The organism is Ruegeria sp. CK3 (genome assembly GCF_056536565.1).
In genome coordinates this window covers 1-17,439 of sequence record NZ_JBQFPV010000020.1, presented here as the reverse complement: position 1 = coordinate 17,439, position 17,439 = coordinate 1, and the positions used below count along the sequence as shown (strand labels likewise).

At 58.7% G+C, this 17,439-nt stretch carries 15 protein-coding genes; 6 read left to right on the top strand and 9 right to left on the bottom strand.

Going from position 1 to position 17,439, the window contains the following annotated elements:
* Positions 1-5: 5 nt before the first annotated feature.
* The gene (locus ACR0C3_RS22855; RefSeq protein ID WP_480760714.1) at positions 6-2,009 is read left to right on the top strand and encodes a hydantoinase/oxoprolinase N-terminal domain-containing protein; all 2,004 of its coding nucleotides are present in this window, start codon (positions 6-8) and stop codon (positions 2,007-2,009) included.
* Between the two features lie 30 nt (positions 2,010-2,039).
* Here the strand turns inward: ACR0C3_RS22855 and msrA are convergent, their stop codons facing one another.
* Both msrA and msrB read right to left on the bottom strand, forming a co-directional pair.
* Entirely contained in the window at positions 2,040-2,549 is a 510-nt protein-coding gene (gene msrA, locus ACR0C3_RS22850) for a peptide-methionine (S)-S-oxide reductase MsrA (RefSeq protein WP_480760695.1), read from the bottom strand.
* Positions 2,546-2,995 (bottom strand): peptide-methionine (R)-S-oxide reductase MsrB, encoded by a 450-nt coding sequence (gene msrB / locus ACR0C3_RS22845; protein ID WP_170380153.1) that lies wholly within the window; start codon positions 2,993-2,995, stop codon positions 2,546-2,548. The genes msrA and msrB overlap by 4 nt, the downstream gene beginning before the upstream one ends.
* A gap of 146 nt (positions 2,996-3,141) precedes the next feature.
* On the opposite strand from msrB, the gene ACR0C3_RS22840 reads away from it, so the two are divergent.
* Positions 3,142-3,663: a glutathione peroxidase gene (locus tag ACR0C3_RS22840; RefSeq protein ID WP_480760694.1), complete on the top strand. Its 522-nt coding sequence runs from the start codon at positions 3,142-3,144 to the stop codon at positions 3,661-3,663.
* Here the strand turns inward: ACR0C3_RS22840 and ACR0C3_RS22835 are convergent.
* The 5 genes from ACR0C3_RS22835 to ACR0C3_RS22815 form a co-directional block, all read right to left on the bottom strand.
* Positions 3,639-4,526, bottom strand: a complete 888-nt coding sequence (locus ACR0C3_RS22835; RefSeq protein WP_170380151.1) for a DMT family transporter — start codon at positions 4,524-4,526, stop codon at positions 3,639-3,641. The two genes, ACR0C3_RS22840 and ACR0C3_RS22835, sit on opposite strands and share 25 nt — an antisense overlap.
* 206 nt (positions 4,527-4,732) lie before the next feature.
* The gene (locus ACR0C3_RS22830) at positions 4,733-5,020 is read right to left on the bottom strand and encodes an HU family DNA-binding protein (RefSeq protein WP_050605937.1); all 288 of its coding nucleotides are present in this window, start codon (positions 5,018-5,020) and stop codon (positions 4,733-4,735) included.
* Between the two features lie 130 nt (positions 5,021-5,150).
* Positions 5,151-6,611 carry an AMP nucleosidase gene (locus ACR0C3_RS22825; protein WP_480760692.1) on the bottom strand — a complete coding sequence of 487 codons (1,461 nt, stop codon included), beginning with the start codon at positions 6,609-6,611 and terminating at the stop codon, positions 5,151-5,153.
* Positions 6,608-8,410 (bottom strand): adenine deaminase, encoded by a 1,803-nt coding sequence (gene ade / locus ACR0C3_RS22820; RefSeq protein ID WP_480760690.1) that lies wholly within the window; start codon positions 8,408-8,410, stop codon positions 6,608-6,610. The genes ACR0C3_RS22825 and ade overlap by 4 nt, the downstream gene beginning before the upstream one ends.
* A 154-nt stretch (positions 8,411-8,564) precedes the next feature.
* Positions 8,565-9,425, bottom strand: a complete 861-nt coding sequence (locus ACR0C3_RS22815; protein WP_480760688.1) for a LysR family transcriptional regulator — start codon at positions 9,423-9,425, stop codon at positions 8,565-8,567.
* Positions 9,426-9,539: 114 nt separating this feature from the next.
* Between ACR0C3_RS22815 and ACR0C3_RS22810 the strand changes: the two genes are divergently transcribed.
* Positions 9,540-10,295 carry a class II aldolase and adducin N-terminal domain-containing protein gene (locus tag ACR0C3_RS22810; RefSeq protein ID WP_480760686.1) on the top strand — a complete coding sequence of 252 codons (756 nt, stop codon included), beginning with the start codon at positions 9,540-9,542 and terminating at the stop codon, positions 10,293-10,295.
* A 23-nt stretch (positions 10,296-10,318) separates the two neighbouring features.
* Positions 10,319-11,308, top strand: coding sequence for a sterol desaturase family protein (locus tag ACR0C3_RS22805; protein ID WP_170680497.1), 990 nt, complete (start codon positions 10,319-10,321; stop codon positions 11,306-11,308).
* A gap of 21 nt (positions 11,309-11,329) precedes the next feature.
* Here the strand turns inward: ACR0C3_RS22805 and ACR0C3_RS22800 are convergent, their stop codons facing one another.
* Positions 11,330-11,962, bottom strand: a complete 633-nt coding sequence (locus tag ACR0C3_RS22800; RefSeq protein WP_480760684.1) for a class I SAM-dependent DNA methyltransferase — start codon at positions 11,960-11,962, stop codon at positions 11,330-11,332.
* An 88-nt stretch (positions 11,963-12,050) separates the two neighbouring features.
* On the opposite strand from ACR0C3_RS22800, the gene ACR0C3_RS22795 reads away from it, so the two are divergent.
* A complete protein-coding gene (locus ACR0C3_RS22795; RefSeq protein ID WP_480760683.1) occupies positions 12,051-12,905 on the top strand; it encodes an SDR family oxidoreductase in 855 nt (284 codons plus the stop codon).
* Here the strand turns inward: ACR0C3_RS22795 and ACR0C3_RS22790 are convergent.
* A complete protein-coding gene (locus ACR0C3_RS22790; RefSeq protein ID WP_480760682.1) occupies positions 12,889-14,505 on the bottom strand; it encodes a GMC family oxidoreductase in 1,617 nt (538 codons plus the stop codon). The genes ACR0C3_RS22795 and ACR0C3_RS22790 overlap by 17 nt on opposite strands.
* A 358-nt stretch (positions 14,506-14,863) precedes the next feature.
* Here ACR0C3_RS22790 and katG point away from each other — a divergent pair, with 358 nt between their 5' ends.
* Positions 14,864-17,065 (top strand): catalase/peroxidase HPI, encoded by a 2,202-nt coding sequence (gene katG / locus ACR0C3_RS22785; RefSeq protein ID WP_480760680.1) that lies wholly within the window; start codon positions 14,864-14,866, stop codon positions 17,063-17,065.
* Positions 17,066-17,439: the final 374 nt, after the last annotated feature.

Here is a 17,439-nt window from a genome sequence, read left to right as displayed (position 1 = left end):
ACCCGATGGCGCTGGCTTTGGGGGTAGATACGGGCGGGACCTATACCGATGCGGTGTTGATCCGGGATGAGCGTGAGGTGATCGCCTCGGCCAAGTCCCTGACCACTCGGGCGGACCTGGCGATTGGGGTGAGTAAGGCGATCTCGGCCGTTTTGGACGAGGCGCAGGTGACGCCGGATCAGATCTCGATGGCGTCTCTGTCCACGACGCTGGCCACCAATGCTCTGGTCGAGGGGCAGGGCGGTCGCGTGGCCTTGATCTATATCGGGTTCAAGGAAAGCGATCTTGAGAAGCATGGTCTGAGGGATGCTTTGAAAGGCGATCCGGCGCTTGTCGTGGCAGGTGGACACAGCCATGCGGGCGGTGAGGTCACAAAGCTGGATGTTGAAGCATTAGAGGCCTTTTTAGACTCTCACACAGGGGTTTCCGGCTTTGCCGTGGCGGCTCAGTTCGCAACGCGCAACCCGACGCATGAGCTGGAAGCGGCGCGGATCATAACCGAAAAGACCGGAGCGCCGGTTACCTGCTCGCACCAATTGTCCGCCAAGTTGAACGGGCCAAAGCGCGCCGTCACTGCCGTTTTGAATGCACGGTTGATCGGGATGATTGATCGCCTGATCGGGCGGGCTCAGGATCAATTGCTGGCTTTGGACATTACCGCTCCGATGATGGTCGTGCGCGGGGATGGCGCATTGATGAGCGCGGAGCAGGCGCGGGAGCGGCCGATTGAAACGATTCTGAGTGGTCCTGCCGCCTCGATCGTCGGGGCGCGGTGGTTGACAGGGGCAGAGAATGCTCTGGTCTCTGATATCGGCGGTACGACGACGGATGTGGCGCTGATCCGCGATGGGAAGCCCGCGATTGATCCGGCGGGCGCGCAGGTTGGTGGATTCCGCACAATGGTTGAGGCCGTCGCGATGCGGACTCATGGTTTGGGCGGCGACAGCCAGGTTCATGTCATGACCGAAGGCTTGAAGGGCGGCGTTTTCCTTGGGCCACGGCGGGTGCTGCCGGTTTCACTGATCGCGTCCGAGGCGCCCGAAGTGGTGCATGCGATACTCGACGAGCAGCTGCGCTCAACCACGGTGGGCGAGCATGACACACGGTTCGCACGCCGCGTTCCGGGGGTGCATGCCGATGGGATCGGCGTGCGGGAAGAGGCGTTGCTGGACCGGCTGGGTGATCAGGTCCTGGCTCTCAGTGGACTATTGCGGACGCGGATGGAGAATGGCGCGCTGACCCGCTTAGTGGATCGCGGAATCCTACAGGTTTCGGGGATCACGCCGTCTGATGCCAGCCATGTTCTGGGCCGGGTTGAGGCCTGGGACGCAGATGCCGCACGCAAGGCGCTGGAACTGGTGGCGCGCAAACGGGTCGGGTCGGGTGACATGCTGGCGGCGACACCGGAACACCTGGCGCAGATGATCATCGATCAACTAACCGAACAGACCAGTTTGACCTTGTTAGAGACTGCTTTTGCCGAAGAGGCGGAAGATTTCGGTCTACCCCCGAAGGAGCTTGCCCGGCATGTCCTGACCCAGCGCGGGTTGGCACAGCACCGAGGGTTGCTGGCGCTGGATGCGGCGTTGAACGTAGATGTGGTGGGTCTGGGTGCCTCGGCCCCCAGCTACTATCCGGCGGTTGGGGAGCGGCTCCATTGCAAAATGGTTCTGCCCGAACATGCTGGTGTGGCCAACGCCATCGGGGCGGTGGTTGGGCGGCTGACTCTGCGGCGGTCGGGCACGATTACCTCGCCCGCCGAGGGGCAGTATCGCGTTCATCTGGAAGACGGCCCGAAGGACTTCAACGCCTCGGATGAGGCTTTGGCGTTGCTGGAACAAATCCTCCGAGAAGAGGCGGAAGGTGCTGTGCGCGAGGCGGGTGCCGAAGATATCCGAGTGGTTGTCGACCGCGATATTCGAACCGCCCGCGTGGAAGAGCGTGAGGTGTTTGTGGAGGCGATGTTGACTGTCGAGGCCAGCGGTCGACCTCGGGTCGCCACGGGTTAACCCCCTTCGGAGCCCGAAGGGGGCCAAGCTTTATTCAGCCGCTTCGCGTTTGGGTAGGACCCAATCGGGGCGCGGGAAGTGGCAGGTATAGCCGTTTGGAATGCGTTCCAGATAATCCTGATGTTCGGGTTCGGCGTCCCAGAAGTCACCCACGGGTTCCAGTTCGGTGACGACCTTGCCGGGCCACAATCCGCTGGCGTTCACATCCGCGATTGTGTCTAGAGCCACCTGTTTTTGCGCGTCATCCACATAGTAGATCGCTGAACGGTAGCTCATTCCAAGATCATTGCCCTGACGATTCGGTGTCGTCGGGTCGTGGATCTGAAAGAAGAACTCCAGCAGATCGCGATAGGTGATATGAGAGGGATCAAAGAAAATTTCGATCCCTTCGGCATGGGTTCCGTGGTTGCGATAAGTGGCGTTTGGCACGTCGCCGCCGGTATATCCGACACGCGTGCGGGACACGCCGGGCAGTTTGCGGATCAAATCCTGCATGCCCCAAAAGCAGCCACCGGCCAGAACAGCGCGTTCGATACTCATTGGATGTCCTCCACATGGATCAGGTATTCGCCGTAACCTTCGTCCTCCATCTCGTCGCGATGGATGAACCGCAGTGCGGCAGAGTTAATGCAATAGCGCAGACCACCATGTTCGCGCGGGCCGTCCGGGAAGACGTGGCCAAGGTGACTGTCGCCATGTTTCGAGCGGACCTCGGTGCGGATCATGCCATGGGTGGTGTCGCGAAACTCTTCCACATGTTCATGGATGATTGGCTTTGTGAAACTGGGCCAGCCGCAGCCGGATTCGTATTTGTGCGTCGAGGCGAATAGCGGCTCACCCGAGACTATATCCACGTAGATGCCGGGCTCTTTATTGCCCAGATATGCGCCGGTTCCAGGACGTTCGGTGCCACTGCGCTGGGTGACGTGAAATGCCTCGGGGGACAAAGCGGCAACGACCGCGGGGTCCTTGGTGTAGCGGGACATGGCTCCTCCGATCAATTGGAATGGTTGAGTAGTATTTGGGCATAAAATTTCGGAAATCAAAATCATATTTCAAACCCCTCGCGCGCATGTGCAGTTGATCCGGAAGGCGGTTTTTACCGTATCCTTAGTACCAAGGAGGTTTTGCCATGTTTCGTGTATTGCTGCTGAGCGTTCTTTTGTTGATCGGTCGCGGCGTTCAAGCGGCGCCCTTGACGGGTGAGTTCGCGTCGATCGACGGGGGTGTTTTGTCCCTTGAGGAATGGCGCGGTCAGCCGGTTCTGGTGGTCAATACCGCATCGCAATGCGGCTTCACCGATCAATACGCGGATTTGCAAAAGATGCATGAAACCTTTGGCAAACGCGGTTTGGTGGTGCTTGCGGTCCCATCGGATTCGTTCAATCAGGAACTAGAAACGGCAAGCGAAGTCAAAGCCTTCTGCGAAATGAACTACGGCCTGACACTGCCGATGGCCGATATCACTCCGGTAAAGGGGCCAAAAGCGCATGTTTTCTACAAGGCCGTTGCGGAGCAAACCGGTTTTGTGCCGCAATGGAACTTCAACAAAATCCTGTTGGATTCAGAAGGTGAGGTCGTGGCTACTTTTGGTTCAAGCGTCAAGCCGACATCGCCGAAGCTGACCCGTCAGGTCGAGGCACTGCTACCCTGACCAGGCTGACGCGACAGTTGCACCGCCAGAATGCCCAGCGTCGTGATCAAAACACCCAGCGCATCCAGCGGCCCCAGCTTCTCACCCAGCAGAACGGCGGCAATGGCGACACCGAACACGGGGTTGAGAAAGTGGAACGTCGCCGCGCGGGTCGCCCCGATCCGGTTGAGCAGCATGAACCAGATCAATGTCGCCAGAAGGCCGGGGAACAGCGTTGTGTAGCTGAACGCCAGAACCAGCGGCACTGTCAGATGTATGCGGATCGTTTCGAAAATCGGGGCTGCGACAAACAGAACCGCAGCACCCACGAACATCTGCAATCCGACCACCATCATGAAATTGCCGCCCGACGTGGCCCCGCGCACGGAGAGAGTCGCGAAGGTCAGGGCGAGGGCTGCGATTCCACAAAGGGCCACTCCGAACAGATCGACACCTGCGCCGATGCGATTGCCCATGATGAGGGCAACGCCAACAAATCCAGCCAGTAGCCCAATAATCCCCAAGGGGCGCAAACGCTCCCCCAGAAAGGCCCAGCCCGCCAGTGCGACAAGCAGCGGCATGGTAGATGCGATGATCGCCGCGACCGAGGCCTCGACTGTTTGCATCGCATAGAAATTCAGACCCAAATAAAGGGCATTTTGGCACACTCCGAACAGTATGGTCGCGCGCCACTGCTCACGTGTGAGATGCCAGGATTGACCCATGGCCCGCGCGATCGCGACGCCGATGATGCCGGAAATCAAAAAGCGCAACGCCAGAGAAAATAGAGGCGATGCATCTGCAACGATGATCCGCGCCGACGTAAAAGCCGACGACCAGATCAGGGCAAAGGTCAGCCCCATTGCGATGGCGCGCAAATCCATTTCCATCTCCTTGGGTGGGCGGTGTGCTTTTCTTAAATCGCTTTGCGTTTGATTTGAATCGAAATACGCTGCCTCTCCCTGCGGTCGAACGCGCATTTCGATAGCTTTGTTTCAGATAAAACGCAAAACGCTTTGAACAGGTCGCCTAGCAAGAAAAAGGGGCCACCTTCCGGCAGCCCCACATTCTGTCAACATGACGTCGCGGCTTAGCCGTTCACGCTGTCTTTCAGAGCTTTTGCGATGGTCATCTTCACAACCTTGTCGGCTTCTTTGGTGAAGGTCTCACCAGTGGCCGGGTTGCGAACCTGTCGCTCGGGGCGTTCGCGGCAGTAGATTTTGCCGACGCCGGGAAGGGTTACTGCGCCACCGGCCGAAACTTCGCGGGTGATCAGGCCGGTCACAGCCTCCAGCGCCGCATTCGCGGATTTCTTGTCGGTTCCCATTTCCTCAGCGAGAGCAGCCACCAGCTGAGTCTTTGTCATAGGCTTTGCCATTTCTTGGTCTCCTTAACGTGCCCGATCTATAGGGCCTCACCGCGTAACTGTAACGGGATATTGTGGACGAACACAACGAATAGTAGCGCGGAAAACCCTAAAAATATGGGGAAAACGTTGCTTTTTTACGTCAGAGGAAGGCCGTTTCGTCAAATGAACGCAATTTCCGGCTGTGCAAGCGTTCCAAAGGCATACCGCGCAAATGCTCCATCGCCTTTATTCCGATCGCCAGATGGCGGCTGACCTGAGTTGTATAGAAGGACGACGCCATGCCGGGAAGCTTCAATTCACCATGCAGCGGTTTGTCGGAGACGCACAGCAAAGTTCCGTAGGGGACCCTGAATCTGTAGCCATTTGCAGCAATCGTGGCGCTTTCCATATCCAGCGCAATCGCACGGGATTGGCTGAGCCGTTGCACCGGGCCGGATTGATCGCGCAGCTCCCAATTGCGGTTATCGACCGATGCGACAGTGCCCGTCCGCATGATCCGCTTCAGCTCATACCCTTCAAGTTCGGTGACCTCCGCCACGGCGCGTTCCAGCGCCACTTGAATTTCGGCCAGCGGTGGGATCGGGACCCAGACCGGCAGGTCATCGTCCAGAACCTTGTCTTCGCGCAGATAGGCATGGGCCAGGACGAAATCGCCCAAGGCTTGCGTATTGCGCAGGCCAGCGCAGTGCCCGACCATCAACCAGGCATGGGGGCGTAGAACCGCGATGTGGTCGGTGGCGGTCTTGGCGTTCGACGGTCCGACGCCGATATTGACCAGAGTGATGCCGGATCCATCCGCCCGTTTCAAGTGATAGGTCGGCATCTGAGGCAGCTTCATCGGCTGCTCCAGCGCTTCATCTGCCTCGGTGATCTCGACATTCCCGGTCGAGACAAAGCTGGCGTAGCCGCTATCGGGGTCGGCGAGTTGTTCACGCGCGTAGTTTTCGAACTCGGACACGTAGAACTGGTAGTTGGTGAACAGAACATGATTCTGGAAATGCCCCGCATCTGTCGCGGTATAGTGCGCGAGCCGCGCCAGAGAATAATCGACGCGCTGGGCGGTGAACAACGCAAGCGGCCCGACCTCAGTATGATCATGTACGCCATTGACGATATCGTCATTGGTTGTTGTCAGATCGGGCACGTCGAACACATCGCGCAGGGTGAAACCCGCGGCACCTTGATGCGGCACCACCAGATCTGGGTTGTTGGCGACGGCAAAATGAACCGGAATCGGCGTATCGGAGGCACCGATGGTCACCGGCTGGTCGTGGTTCTTGATTAGCAACGCGATCTGCTGCGTCAGGTAAGAGCGGAAGAGGTCAGGTCGCGTTACGGTGGTTGCATGGATGCCAGGTTCCGAGACATGCCCGAAACTCAGGCGGCTATCGACCTGCGCGTAGCTTGAGGTCTTGATGCGAATTTCCGGGTAGTAGGCTCTAATACGGGCCGAAGGGGCCCCTTCCTGCATGGCCGCCGAGAAGCCCTCGCATAAGAAATCCGTGGCCTGATTGTAGAGAAGTTCAAGCCGCGCGACGGCAGCCTCGGGGTCGGTGAAGTCTTCCGCAGCAGGTGTGTCAGGTGTTTTTATTATTGTCATGCCAGGGGTTCCAGAAGGTCTATTTTTTCAAACGTACGGACATCCACCAGCCCAAGGTCCGAGATCCGCAATTCGGGGATCACAACTAGGGCCAGCAGAGAGTGTTGCATATATGCGTTGTTTAGTTGACAGCCGCAGGCCTCCATCGCCTCGACCATCTTTTCGGCTTTTGCCGCGACCTCGGCAGCAGGGCTGTCGGACATCAGGCCAGCGATGGGCAGTTCCACCAGCGCCAGTTCCTGGCCGTCCCGGAACAGTGTGATACCGCCGCCGACCTCGGCCAGACGGTTGGCGGCTAGCGCCATTTGCGTGCGGTCGGTGCCGACGACGATCATATGGTGGCTGTCATGGGCCACGGTCGAGGCCATGGCCATATTGCCCTGATAGCCAAAGCCTGAAACGAACGCATTTGTGACCCCTCCGGTGGCGCGATGGCGTTCCACCAGCGCGATCTGACAGACCTCGCCCTCCCCCTCGACCATACCACCGATGATCGGCAATTCGGCCTTCAGCGCCTTGGTCGGGGCCTGGTTTTCGACAACACCGATGACATTGGCCTGAACCCGGTTCGCGCCTGCGGGGGCCTGAATTTCAAAGTCGCTTTCCGTCAGCACATGCCCCAGGTGCACCGTATTTCGCGCGTTTTCCGGCCAGTTCAGATGCGGGCATTCGACAGTGATGGTACCGTTCTCAGCGACCACCTGCCCACGCGCAATGACCGTCTCGATCGGCAAATCGGTCAAGTCCGAGCTGAGGATGATATCCGCGCGCCGTCCCGGCGTGACCGAGCCAATCTCACGCTCCAGCCCGAAATGCGTGGCGGTGTTGATCGTGGCCATTTGCAAAGCGACCAGAGGTTCGCACCCACAGGCGATGGCATGGCGCACCACCCGGTTCATATGGCCCTCATTGACCAAGGTGCCAGAGTGGCAATCATCGGTACACAGAATAAAGTTGCGCGGGTCCAGACCTTTCTCAGTGACAGCCGTGATCTGGGTCTCCACATCGTACCATGCAGACCCCAGCCGCATCATCGACCGCATCCCCTGCCGTACCCGTGCAATGGCGTCAGCCTCACAGGTGCCTTCATGGTCGTCCGCCGGGCCACTAGCTACATAAGCCGAGAAATCAGACCCTAAATCAGGCGAAGCATAGTGTCCGCCGACCGTTTTCCCGGCTCGTTGAGTGGCTGCAATCTCGGCCAGCATCTTCGGATCGCCGTTGATCACACCGGGGAAATTCATCATCTCACCCAGCCCGATGATACCCGGCCAACCCATCGCCCGCGCCACATCCTCGGGCGAGATTTCATAGCCGGTGGTCTCCAATCCCGGGGCCGATGGCGCGCAGGAGGGCATCTGAGTGAAGATACTCACCGGCTGCATCATCGCCTCATCATGCATCATGCGCACACCGTCGAGGCCCAGCACATTTGCGATCTCATGCGGGTCAGTGAACATCGAGGTCGTGCCATGTGGGATCACGGCCCGAGCGAATTCGGCCGGTGTCAGCATGCCCGATTCGATGTGCATGTGCGCGTCGCACAGGCCGGGCAGAATGTAGCGCCCGTTGGCGTCGATGATCTGTGTGTCGGGGCCGATGCAGTGACTAGCATCTAGACCGACAAAAGCAATCCGCCCCTCAGCGATGGCGACGGAGTGATTGGGCAGCAGCTCTCGGCTGTGAACATTGACCCAGATACCACCGCGGATCACCATATCTGCGGATTCGCGACCTGCGGCAACGGCGATTAGACGGGGGGCGACATCGGGCCAACTTGGGAAGGGTGTGTATTCCATGGCTCAACTTTCCCGAATGTGTTGTAAGGTGCAACCCCGGTAATCCCGTATCATGAAATCATTACAAATCTCGTCCGCAGCGCGCCAGTGCTGCCCGGCCCAACCAGAGAAGCTGCCCCGAAAGGGGCCGCGACGATGGGCGGGAGAAACCCACTCACCCGATCTCGCGCCGTATCCAATTGGCAAAGGCCACCGCGCCAGGCGTTTCCTCGGCTTGGGGGGAAAGCAGCAGGTAATACGCCTCGGGCATCTCGGCGCGATGCTTAAAAGGGGCCACCATCAAACCCTGCTCGATTAACCTGTCTGCGATCGTGTCATGCGCAAGGCACAAGCCGCCCCCGGCCATCGCCGCTGACAAACAAACCAGATAGGTCGTGGCGTAAGTGATGTTCGGTTTTCCCCATGTTAGAGCCTGATCATCCGCCCAACTGGCCCAATTTGAAAGCAGGTTGGAGCAATCATACAGAGGCTTTTCCTGCAACGTCTCCAGGTCCACACTGAAACCGGGCGCGCAGACAGGATAATAGTGTTCACGCCGCAGCAGCTCGGTTCGGACCGTATCGGCGGGCCTCAGGGAAAAGCGAATCTCGACCGCAGCGCCTTCGGCCATTTCCTGCGGCTCCCAGAGCTCTGTGAAGATGTTTAGTTGGACATCCGGGTGCTCAGCCCGAAAGGCCGGCAGGCGTGGGGCCAGCCAGTTCACGGCAAAGGTAATGTTGCACTGAACCTGAACCGCGTTTTGCTGAGCGCCCGTTACGGCCTGTGTGCCACGTACCAGCGTGCGAAATGCCTCTCGCACGACGGGCAGGTAAGTGATTCCGGCCTCGGTCAGTTCCAGCGCCTTGGGGCGTCGCAGGAACAAGGGCTGGCCCAGATGCCCCTCGAGCGACTTGATCTGTTGGCTTACAGCGCTTTGCGTCATGTTCAGATCGCGGCCGGCGCCGGTGAATGATAGATGGCGTGCCGCCGCCTCGAATGTGCGCAGCCAGCCCAGTGGAGGCAGGGAATTCTGCATCGGCATAACCTCACCATAAGTTCTACTAATGGGATAGTTACGTTTTTTTCGTTGGTCAAATCCAGGAACCCAAGGCAGGCTTTGCTCAAATCCCTTGCCCAAAGGAGCGTTCTCATGAGTGTCGCCAATCTTCGCCCCAATATCGACCATTGGTCTGAACGCGTGGACATGGCCGCGACGTTCCGCTGGACCGAACGTCTGAACTTGCACGAGGCCGTTGCCAATCACTTCAGCCTTGCGGTGAACGAGGAGGGCACGCAGTTCCTGATGAACCCCAATCAGATGTATTTCGGTCGTATCCGCGCCTCGGACCTGTTGCTGCTGGATGCCAATGATCCGGATGTCATGAGCCAACCCGGCGCGCCGGACCCGACCGCTTGGGGGCTTCACGGGTCGATCCATCGCCATTGCCCGCATGCACGGTGTGTCATGCATGTACATTCGATCTTTGCCACTGTGCTGGCATCGCTGGCGGACAGCAACATGCCCCCTATCGACCAGAACACAGCCACTTTCTACAACCGCTATGTGATTGATGAGGAATTCGGTGGTCTGGCGTTTGAGAGCGAGGGGGAACGCTGCGCCTCAATGCTGACGGACCCGAAAAAGAAGGTCATGATCATGGGCAACCATGGTGTTCTGATCATCGGCAGCGACCCGGCAGATACCTTTAATAGACTCTATTATTTCGAGCGCGCCGCCGAAACCTACATCCGTGCGCTGCAAACGGGTCAACCGTTGCGCGTGCTATCCGATGAGATCGCCGAGAAGACTGCGCAAGAGCTGGACGACTACCCCGATCAAGCCCAGGCGCATCTGCGTGAGATCAAAGCCCTGCTCGATGCCGAAGGCTCGGACTACGCAACCTAACCCAAAAGACAGAAGTGATTGCCATGACCGACACCGCTCAGGATCCGGAAGCCGCCCGTTGGAATTATCACCCCGAAGGACCGGTGGGATTGAACCCTCTATTCACTTGGCCGCTCCGCCCGGCGGCGGTTGTAAAATGGTATGGCGGGGCGTGGTTGCAGATCACCTCGCTGACCCTTTGCATGACACTGGCCGTGATCGCCTATGTCCTGTTCTTCCCCGGATTGGACGCAATGAAGAGCTTTTCGGCGGGGTGGATGTTCCGGATTTGGCTGCTGAATATGGTGCCTCAGATTCTGGTCGCGGGCGGTTTGCATTGGTGGCTTTACATGCGCAAAGGTCAGGGCATGTACAAAAAGTTCGATCGCCGTGATCTGACCCGGGACAACGGCAACTTCACTTTCCGCAATCAGGTCCTCGACAATATTTGGTGGACCTTGGGCAGCGCGATGACAGTGGCGACCGTCTATCAATGGGTGATCTTTTGGGCGATGGCCAATGGCTATGTGCCGACTGTGACATGGTCCAGCGCGCCGGTTTGGTTTGTTCTGTGGATGTTGCTGATCCCTATGTGGTCCGGCCTGCATTTCTATTGGGTGCACCGGTTGGAGCATCACCCGAAGCTCTACAAACACGTCCACGCGGTGCATCACCGCAACGTCAATATCGGGCCCTGGTCGGGTATCTCAAACCATTGGTATGAGAACATTCTCTACTTCACGACCTATTTCATTCACCTGATCATCCCATCGCACCCGCTGCACCTTCTGTTCCATACCTACTTTCAGCAGATCAGCCCGGTTCTGTCCCATTCCGGTTTCGAAAAGCTGAGGGCGAAAGAAACGGATGCTGCCCGCGCTGGCGATTTCTTCCATCAGCTGCACCACCGCTATTTCGAGTGCAACTACGGCACCTCGGAAATCCCGTTCGACAAGTGGTTCGGCACCTATCACGACGGTTCGGCCGAGGCGACGACGCGCACGCGGGCGTTCAAGAAACAGATGTACACATAACGTTTCGAGGCGAAGACCTGATCAGGTCCTCTCGAACAGGGCGACATAGGCCGTGTCGTCCTTGTTCGGACCAGCGGCGAGGTCTCCGTAGATGCGGACCTCGGGCAGGGACAGGTTGATGATCTGACCCTGCTCAAGCTGCCTGAAGGCGTCGGCAAAGCCCAGTTTTTCATAGTGTTTGGCGTTGATTGAAACGGCAAATTGCGCACCCGGGCGCGCGACGCGCAGCAAGGCGGGCAGGACCTCGGGGCCCAGATGGCCATGGGTGAACGTGCCAGAGGACACGATACCCGAATAGTTGTGGCGAGGCACCGGGATGCCTTGGGTCAGGTCGGCCTCGATCGCGTCGCGATATGTGTCCTTGCGCATGGCCTGATCCAGCATTTCGGCGCTGATATCCGTGGCGTCGATCGGCCCAACCCCCAGACTGGCCAAAACCGCGCCACAAAGACCGGTGCCAGCGCCAACATCCAGCACCGGACCTTGCCCTCCAGCCCGCACAAAGGCGCGGGCGGTGTGGATATGTAGCTGATAGTCCTCGCGCGCGGCAAAACCGTCATCATAATCGCCCGCCCATTCGGCATAGAGGCGCTTGTTGTCGTCGGGAGAGGTCAGCGCATAGGCCGCGTGCAGGTCTGGGGTTTTCTCGCTCATGCCTAAAAGAAAGGCGCATCGCGAGATTCGAATCAAGTGTGTCGACGTGGTGCTTGCATCCCCGGTCTGCTCGGATCATCTAAAGGGCATGACGAATACACTGTTTTCCTTTGGCCACGGATACTCTGCCCAAGCCCTGTCGCGCCACCTGACGCCCGAGGGCTGGCGGGTTGTCGGCACCACGCGGGATGCCGAGGGTACTGACGCCATTCGCGCCTCGGGCGCTGAGCCGTTGATTTGGCCCGGGGACGTGCCGGATCTGGATGGGGTCTCGCATCTGCTGATCTCGACCGCACCGAAGGAGGATGGCGATCCGGTTCTGGTGGCGCTGGGCGCCGAGATCGCCGCGCGCGCGGAGCAGTTCCAATGGGTAGGATATCTGTCGACCACGGCGATCTATGGCGATCATCAGGGCAATTGGGTGGATGAAACCACGCCACCCGCGCCAACAGCCAAACGCGGGCGCTGGCGTTTGCTGGCCGAGGAACAATGGTCGGCCATTCCCAACCTGCCGATCCATATCTTCCGACTGGCGGGCATCTACGGCCCCGGTCGCGGACCGTTCTCCAAGCTCAAGGGCGGTGGGACCCGGCGGATTATCAAACCGGGTCAGGTGTTCTCGCGTATCCATGTGGAGGATATCGCACAGGTTCTGGCGGCCTCGATGGCGGCCCCGAATCCCGGCGCTGTTTATAACGTCTGCGATGATGAGCCAGTGCCGCCACAGGATGTGATCGGCTACGCGGCCGAGCTTCAGGGCCTGCCGCTACCGCCTGCCGTTCCGTTTGAAGAGGCCGAAATGACGCCGATGGCGCGCAGTTTCTACAGCGAGAATAAGCGGGTTCGAAACAACCGGATCAAGGATGAGCTTGGGGTTAACTTGCTCTACCCCAATTACCGAGTGGGGCTTGAGGCCCTGATGAAGGTCACTGAGCAGCCTTGATCATGTCGGCCGCTTTCTCGGCAATCATGATCGTGGGCGCATTGGTGTTGCCCGAGATCAGAGTTGGCATGACTGAGGCATCGACGACCCGCAACCCTTCGATCCCGTTAACCTTTAGCTCTGGGTCGACCACAGCCATCTCATCCAGCCCCATCTTGCAGGTGCCGACGGGGTGATAGATCGTATCGGCGCGAGCGCGGATATGGCGTTCCCAATCCGCGTCGGTTTCGGCACTTTCCGTCCCAAACATCTCTTTATGACGGTAAGGGACAAGGGCGGGGGCCTGCATGATGTCTCGCATCATCCGCGCACCTTTGATCATGGTTTGCAGATCGCGGTCATCGGATAGAAAGTTGGGATCAATGGCGGGTGCGGCGAAAGGATCGGCACTATGCAGACCGACGGTGCCCCGGCTTTCGGGCCTTAGCTTGCAGATGTGGCAACTATAACCATGGCCATAGTGCAGCTTGCGGGCGTGATCATCGACCAGAGCAATGGCGAAATGGAGCTGAATGTCGGGACGATCCAGTTCAGGAGAGGTCTTCAGGAACGCGGCCCCTTCGGCAAAGGGGGTCGAGGCCATCGACGACCCGGTTATGCGCCAGCGCAACAGGTGCCCCATCAGGCGCATGCCTGCCGTCAGGCCGATGCCGAAATTGTTGGTGTCCTTGGTTTTGTAAGCCAGAATAAAATCCAGGTGATCTTGCAGGTTCTTGCCGACGCCGGACAGGTCATGCCGGACCGCGATTCCGTGCTGGCGCAACTCTTCCCCGTCGCCGATACCGGACAGCTGCAACAGTTGTGGCGATTGCAGCGCGCCCGCACAGATCAATACCTCTCGTCTGGCCGAGACCGATAGATCCATGCCTCTTGCTCTCTTCTTGTAGATCACTCCGGTCGCGCGTTTGCCTTCGAATGTCAGCTCTTTGGCATGGGCATGGGTGATGACGTTCAGGTTCGGGCGATCCATGACCGGATGCACATAGGCCGCGGCGGCTGAACATCTTTCCCCGTTGCGGGCTTGGTCGTGGAATTGCGTCACCTGATAGAGTCCAACGCCCTCGTTATCACCGCGATTGAAATCCTCGACGCGGCGGTGCTGCATCTGGCTGGCGGCATCGATGAAGGCATTGGTGATCGGGCGCGGCTCTTTCTGATCCGACACCTGCAAGGGGCCACTATCGCCATGTAGGTCATCTGCACCCTGCTCGTTGTTTTCCGAGCGTTTGAAGTAAGGCAGAACGCTGTACCAATCCCAACCAGCGCAGCCCAGATCGGCCCACCCATCGTAGTCCTGCCGCTGCCCGCGTATATAGAGCATGGCATTGATCGCGCTGGAGCCTCCCAAGGCTTTGCCGCGCGGCTGATATCCTTTCCGCCCGTTCAGGCCCGGTTGCGGGACAGTTTCAAACGCCCAATTGCTGATCTTTGGGCGTCCCGGAAGGGTCGACACCACGGCGGCGGGCATGCGGATGGCGATATGTTTGCCGGGGCCTCCGGCCTCAAGCAGGCAGACGCTGATGTTCGGGTCCTCGCTCAGGCGACCGGCTAGAACCGATCCGGCCGAGCCTCCGCCGACGATCACATAGTCAAACTCCATCCTGCTGTCCTTATGTCCTGCTCGGGGTCCTTGGCCGCATGTTCGGGCCAGACTGAAAGCGAACAGGAAAGAAGACAATCTGCCTGTGGGCGTTGTGACCCAAGGTTACGGGTCGGAGGATCCGCGTATCATAGGTTTTGGTTATTGTTATTATGAGAAAACAAAACTTATCTCTATGTCTTTGGTTTGCTAGATTTCCCCCGACACAAGGGTGCAGAGTCGCCCTGATGAATGGGGGCTGCGCCAATTTCGGCGGGCGACCCTTGAAATCCATCAGGGCTACATCTTTCTGTAATCTTGTTCGTTACAGTTAATACCGCGCTGAGCCGCAAGACCTGAGCCAGGATTGGAGATCGATATGGACGGAAGTGATAACCCCAAAGCAGGCGGTTGCCCTGTGATGCATGGCGCTGGCACGCGTTCGAATCGCGACTGGTGGCCCAACCAGCTGAAGCTTTCGATCCTGCACCAGCATGCACCGGCATCGAACCCGATGGGCGCAGATTTCGACTATGCAGAAGAGTTCAAGAAGCTGGATTACAAAGCGCTGAAAGAAGACCTCTATGCGCTGATGACGGATTCCCAGGACTGGTGGCCAGCGGACTACGGTCACTATGGTGGTTTCTTCATTCGGATGGCGTGGCACAGTGCTGGTACGTACCGGACGGCAGATGGCCGTGGCGGCGCCTCGACCGGCAACCAACGTTTTGCTCCGCTGAATAGCTGGCCGGATAACGGCAACCTCGACAAAGCGCGTCGCCTGCTGTGGCCGATCAAGCAGAAATACGGCAACCAGATTTCCTGGGCCGACCTGATGATCCTGGCGGGGAACTGCGCCATCGAGTCGATGGGCGGCAAGACCTTTGGTTTCGCAGGTGGCCGCGAAGATATCTGGGCCCCAGAGGAAGACATCTATTGGGGTTCGGAAACCGAATGGCTGGCCCCGACGGACAACCCACATAGCCGTTACTCGGGCGAGCGTGATCTGGAAAACCCACTGGCTGCCGTGCAGATGGGTCTGATCTACGTGAACCCAGAAGGTCCGGACGGACAGCCCGACGCGCTTGCCTCAGGCCGTGATATCCGCGACACCTTTGGTCGTATGGCGATGAATGACGAGGAAACCGTCGCTCTGGTCGCAGGTGGCCACACCTTTGGTAAGGCGCATGGTGCGGGTGATCCCGATCTAGTTGGTCCCGATCCAGAGGCCGCTCCGATTGAAGAGATGGGCTTTGGCTGGATCAACAAGTTCGGTTCGGGCAAGGGTGACGACACCACCACCTCGGGGATCGAGGGCGCGTGGACGGCCAACCCAACAAAGTGGGACAATGGCTACTTCGACCTGCTGTTCGGTTATGACTGGAACCTGACCAAAAGCCCCTCGGGCGCATGGATTTGGGAGCCGGTGAATGTCAAAGAAGAAGATATGGCCCCGCAGGCGCATGATCCGTCGAAGAAGGTCAAAACCATGATGACCACCGCCGACATGGCGATGCGCATGGATCCAATCTATGGCCCGATCTCGAAACGCTTCCACGAGAACCCGGAAGAGTTCGCGGATGCTTTCGCACGCGCATGGTTCAAGCTGACGCACCGCGACATGGGCCCGCGTTCGGCCTATATCGGCGAAGAAGCCCCCGCTGAGGAGCTGATCTGGCAGGACAACGTCCCCGCAGTGGATCACGATCTGATCGACGACGCGGATGTGGCCGACCTGAAAGCCAAGATCGCGGCCACTGGTCTGTCTGTGTCCGAATTGGTTTCGACCGCTTGGGCCTCGGCTTCGACTTACCGTGGGTCGGACAAGCGGGGCGGTGCCAATGGTGCCCGTATCCGTCTTGCGCCACAGAAAGACTGGGACGTCAATGAACCTATGAAGCTGTCCAAGGCGCTGGGCGCTTTGGAAGGTCTTCAGGCCGCGTTCAACGACGCTCAATCGGGCGGCAAGAAAGTGTCCTTGGCCGATGTGATCGTTCTGGCCGGTGCCGTTGGTATCGAACAGGCGGCCAAAGCGGGCGGTCAGGATGTTGAGGTTCCGTTCACTCCGGGTCGGACCGACGCGTCGCAAGAGCAGACCGATGTCGACAGTTTTGCCGTGATGGAGCCAATCGCAGATGGGTTCCGTAATTACCAGAAGGCCGACTATGCCGTCTCGCCCGAAGAGCTGTTAGTCGACCGGGCGCAGCTGCTGACACTGTCAGCCCCGGAGATGACGGCCCTTGTGGGCGGTCTGCGCGTCTTGGGCGCGAATTTCGGTGACAGCAAGCACGGTGTGTTCACCGATCGCGCCGGTGTCCTTAGCAACGACTTCTTCACCAACATTCTGGACATGAGCACAGAATGGAAGCCCTCGGGCAAAGGCGTCTATGAAGGTCGTGACCGTACGAGCGGTGAGGTCAAGTGGACGGGCACCCGTGTCGATCTGGTCTTCGGTTCGAACTCGCAACTGCGGGCATTGGCCGAGGTGTATGGTCAGGCAGATGCCGAGGGCAAATTCGTCTGTGACTTCGTGTCGGCCTGGAACAAGGTGATGAACGTGGATCGTTTTGATCTGAAGTGATTGCCTACACCACTCACGAAAAAGCGCCGTCCGAGAAGACTCGGGCGGTGTTTTTGTTAGCCTGCCCTGAACGCATACCAAGCATTGGGTACGATTCAGGCGCTTGGCTGTTCGTTGTCAGCTACCCGTGGGGATATAGGCGGAAAAACCGCCAGTAAAATGAAGCTAACCTGTTGCTTTTATTAAGGTAGGAAACTTTTTGCTGAGAAATTTGAAGTTTTTGCAAAATGGGGGTTGCAGGTCCCAGACCTAATCCGTAAATACCCCTTCACCGGCGCTGCTGAGGCGCTGGTGACACACCGGCGAGACGGTGAGACGCACTGGAGAGACGGTGGAGACGCTCAGGATAGACTGGGGGCATCTGAGGTTGAGTT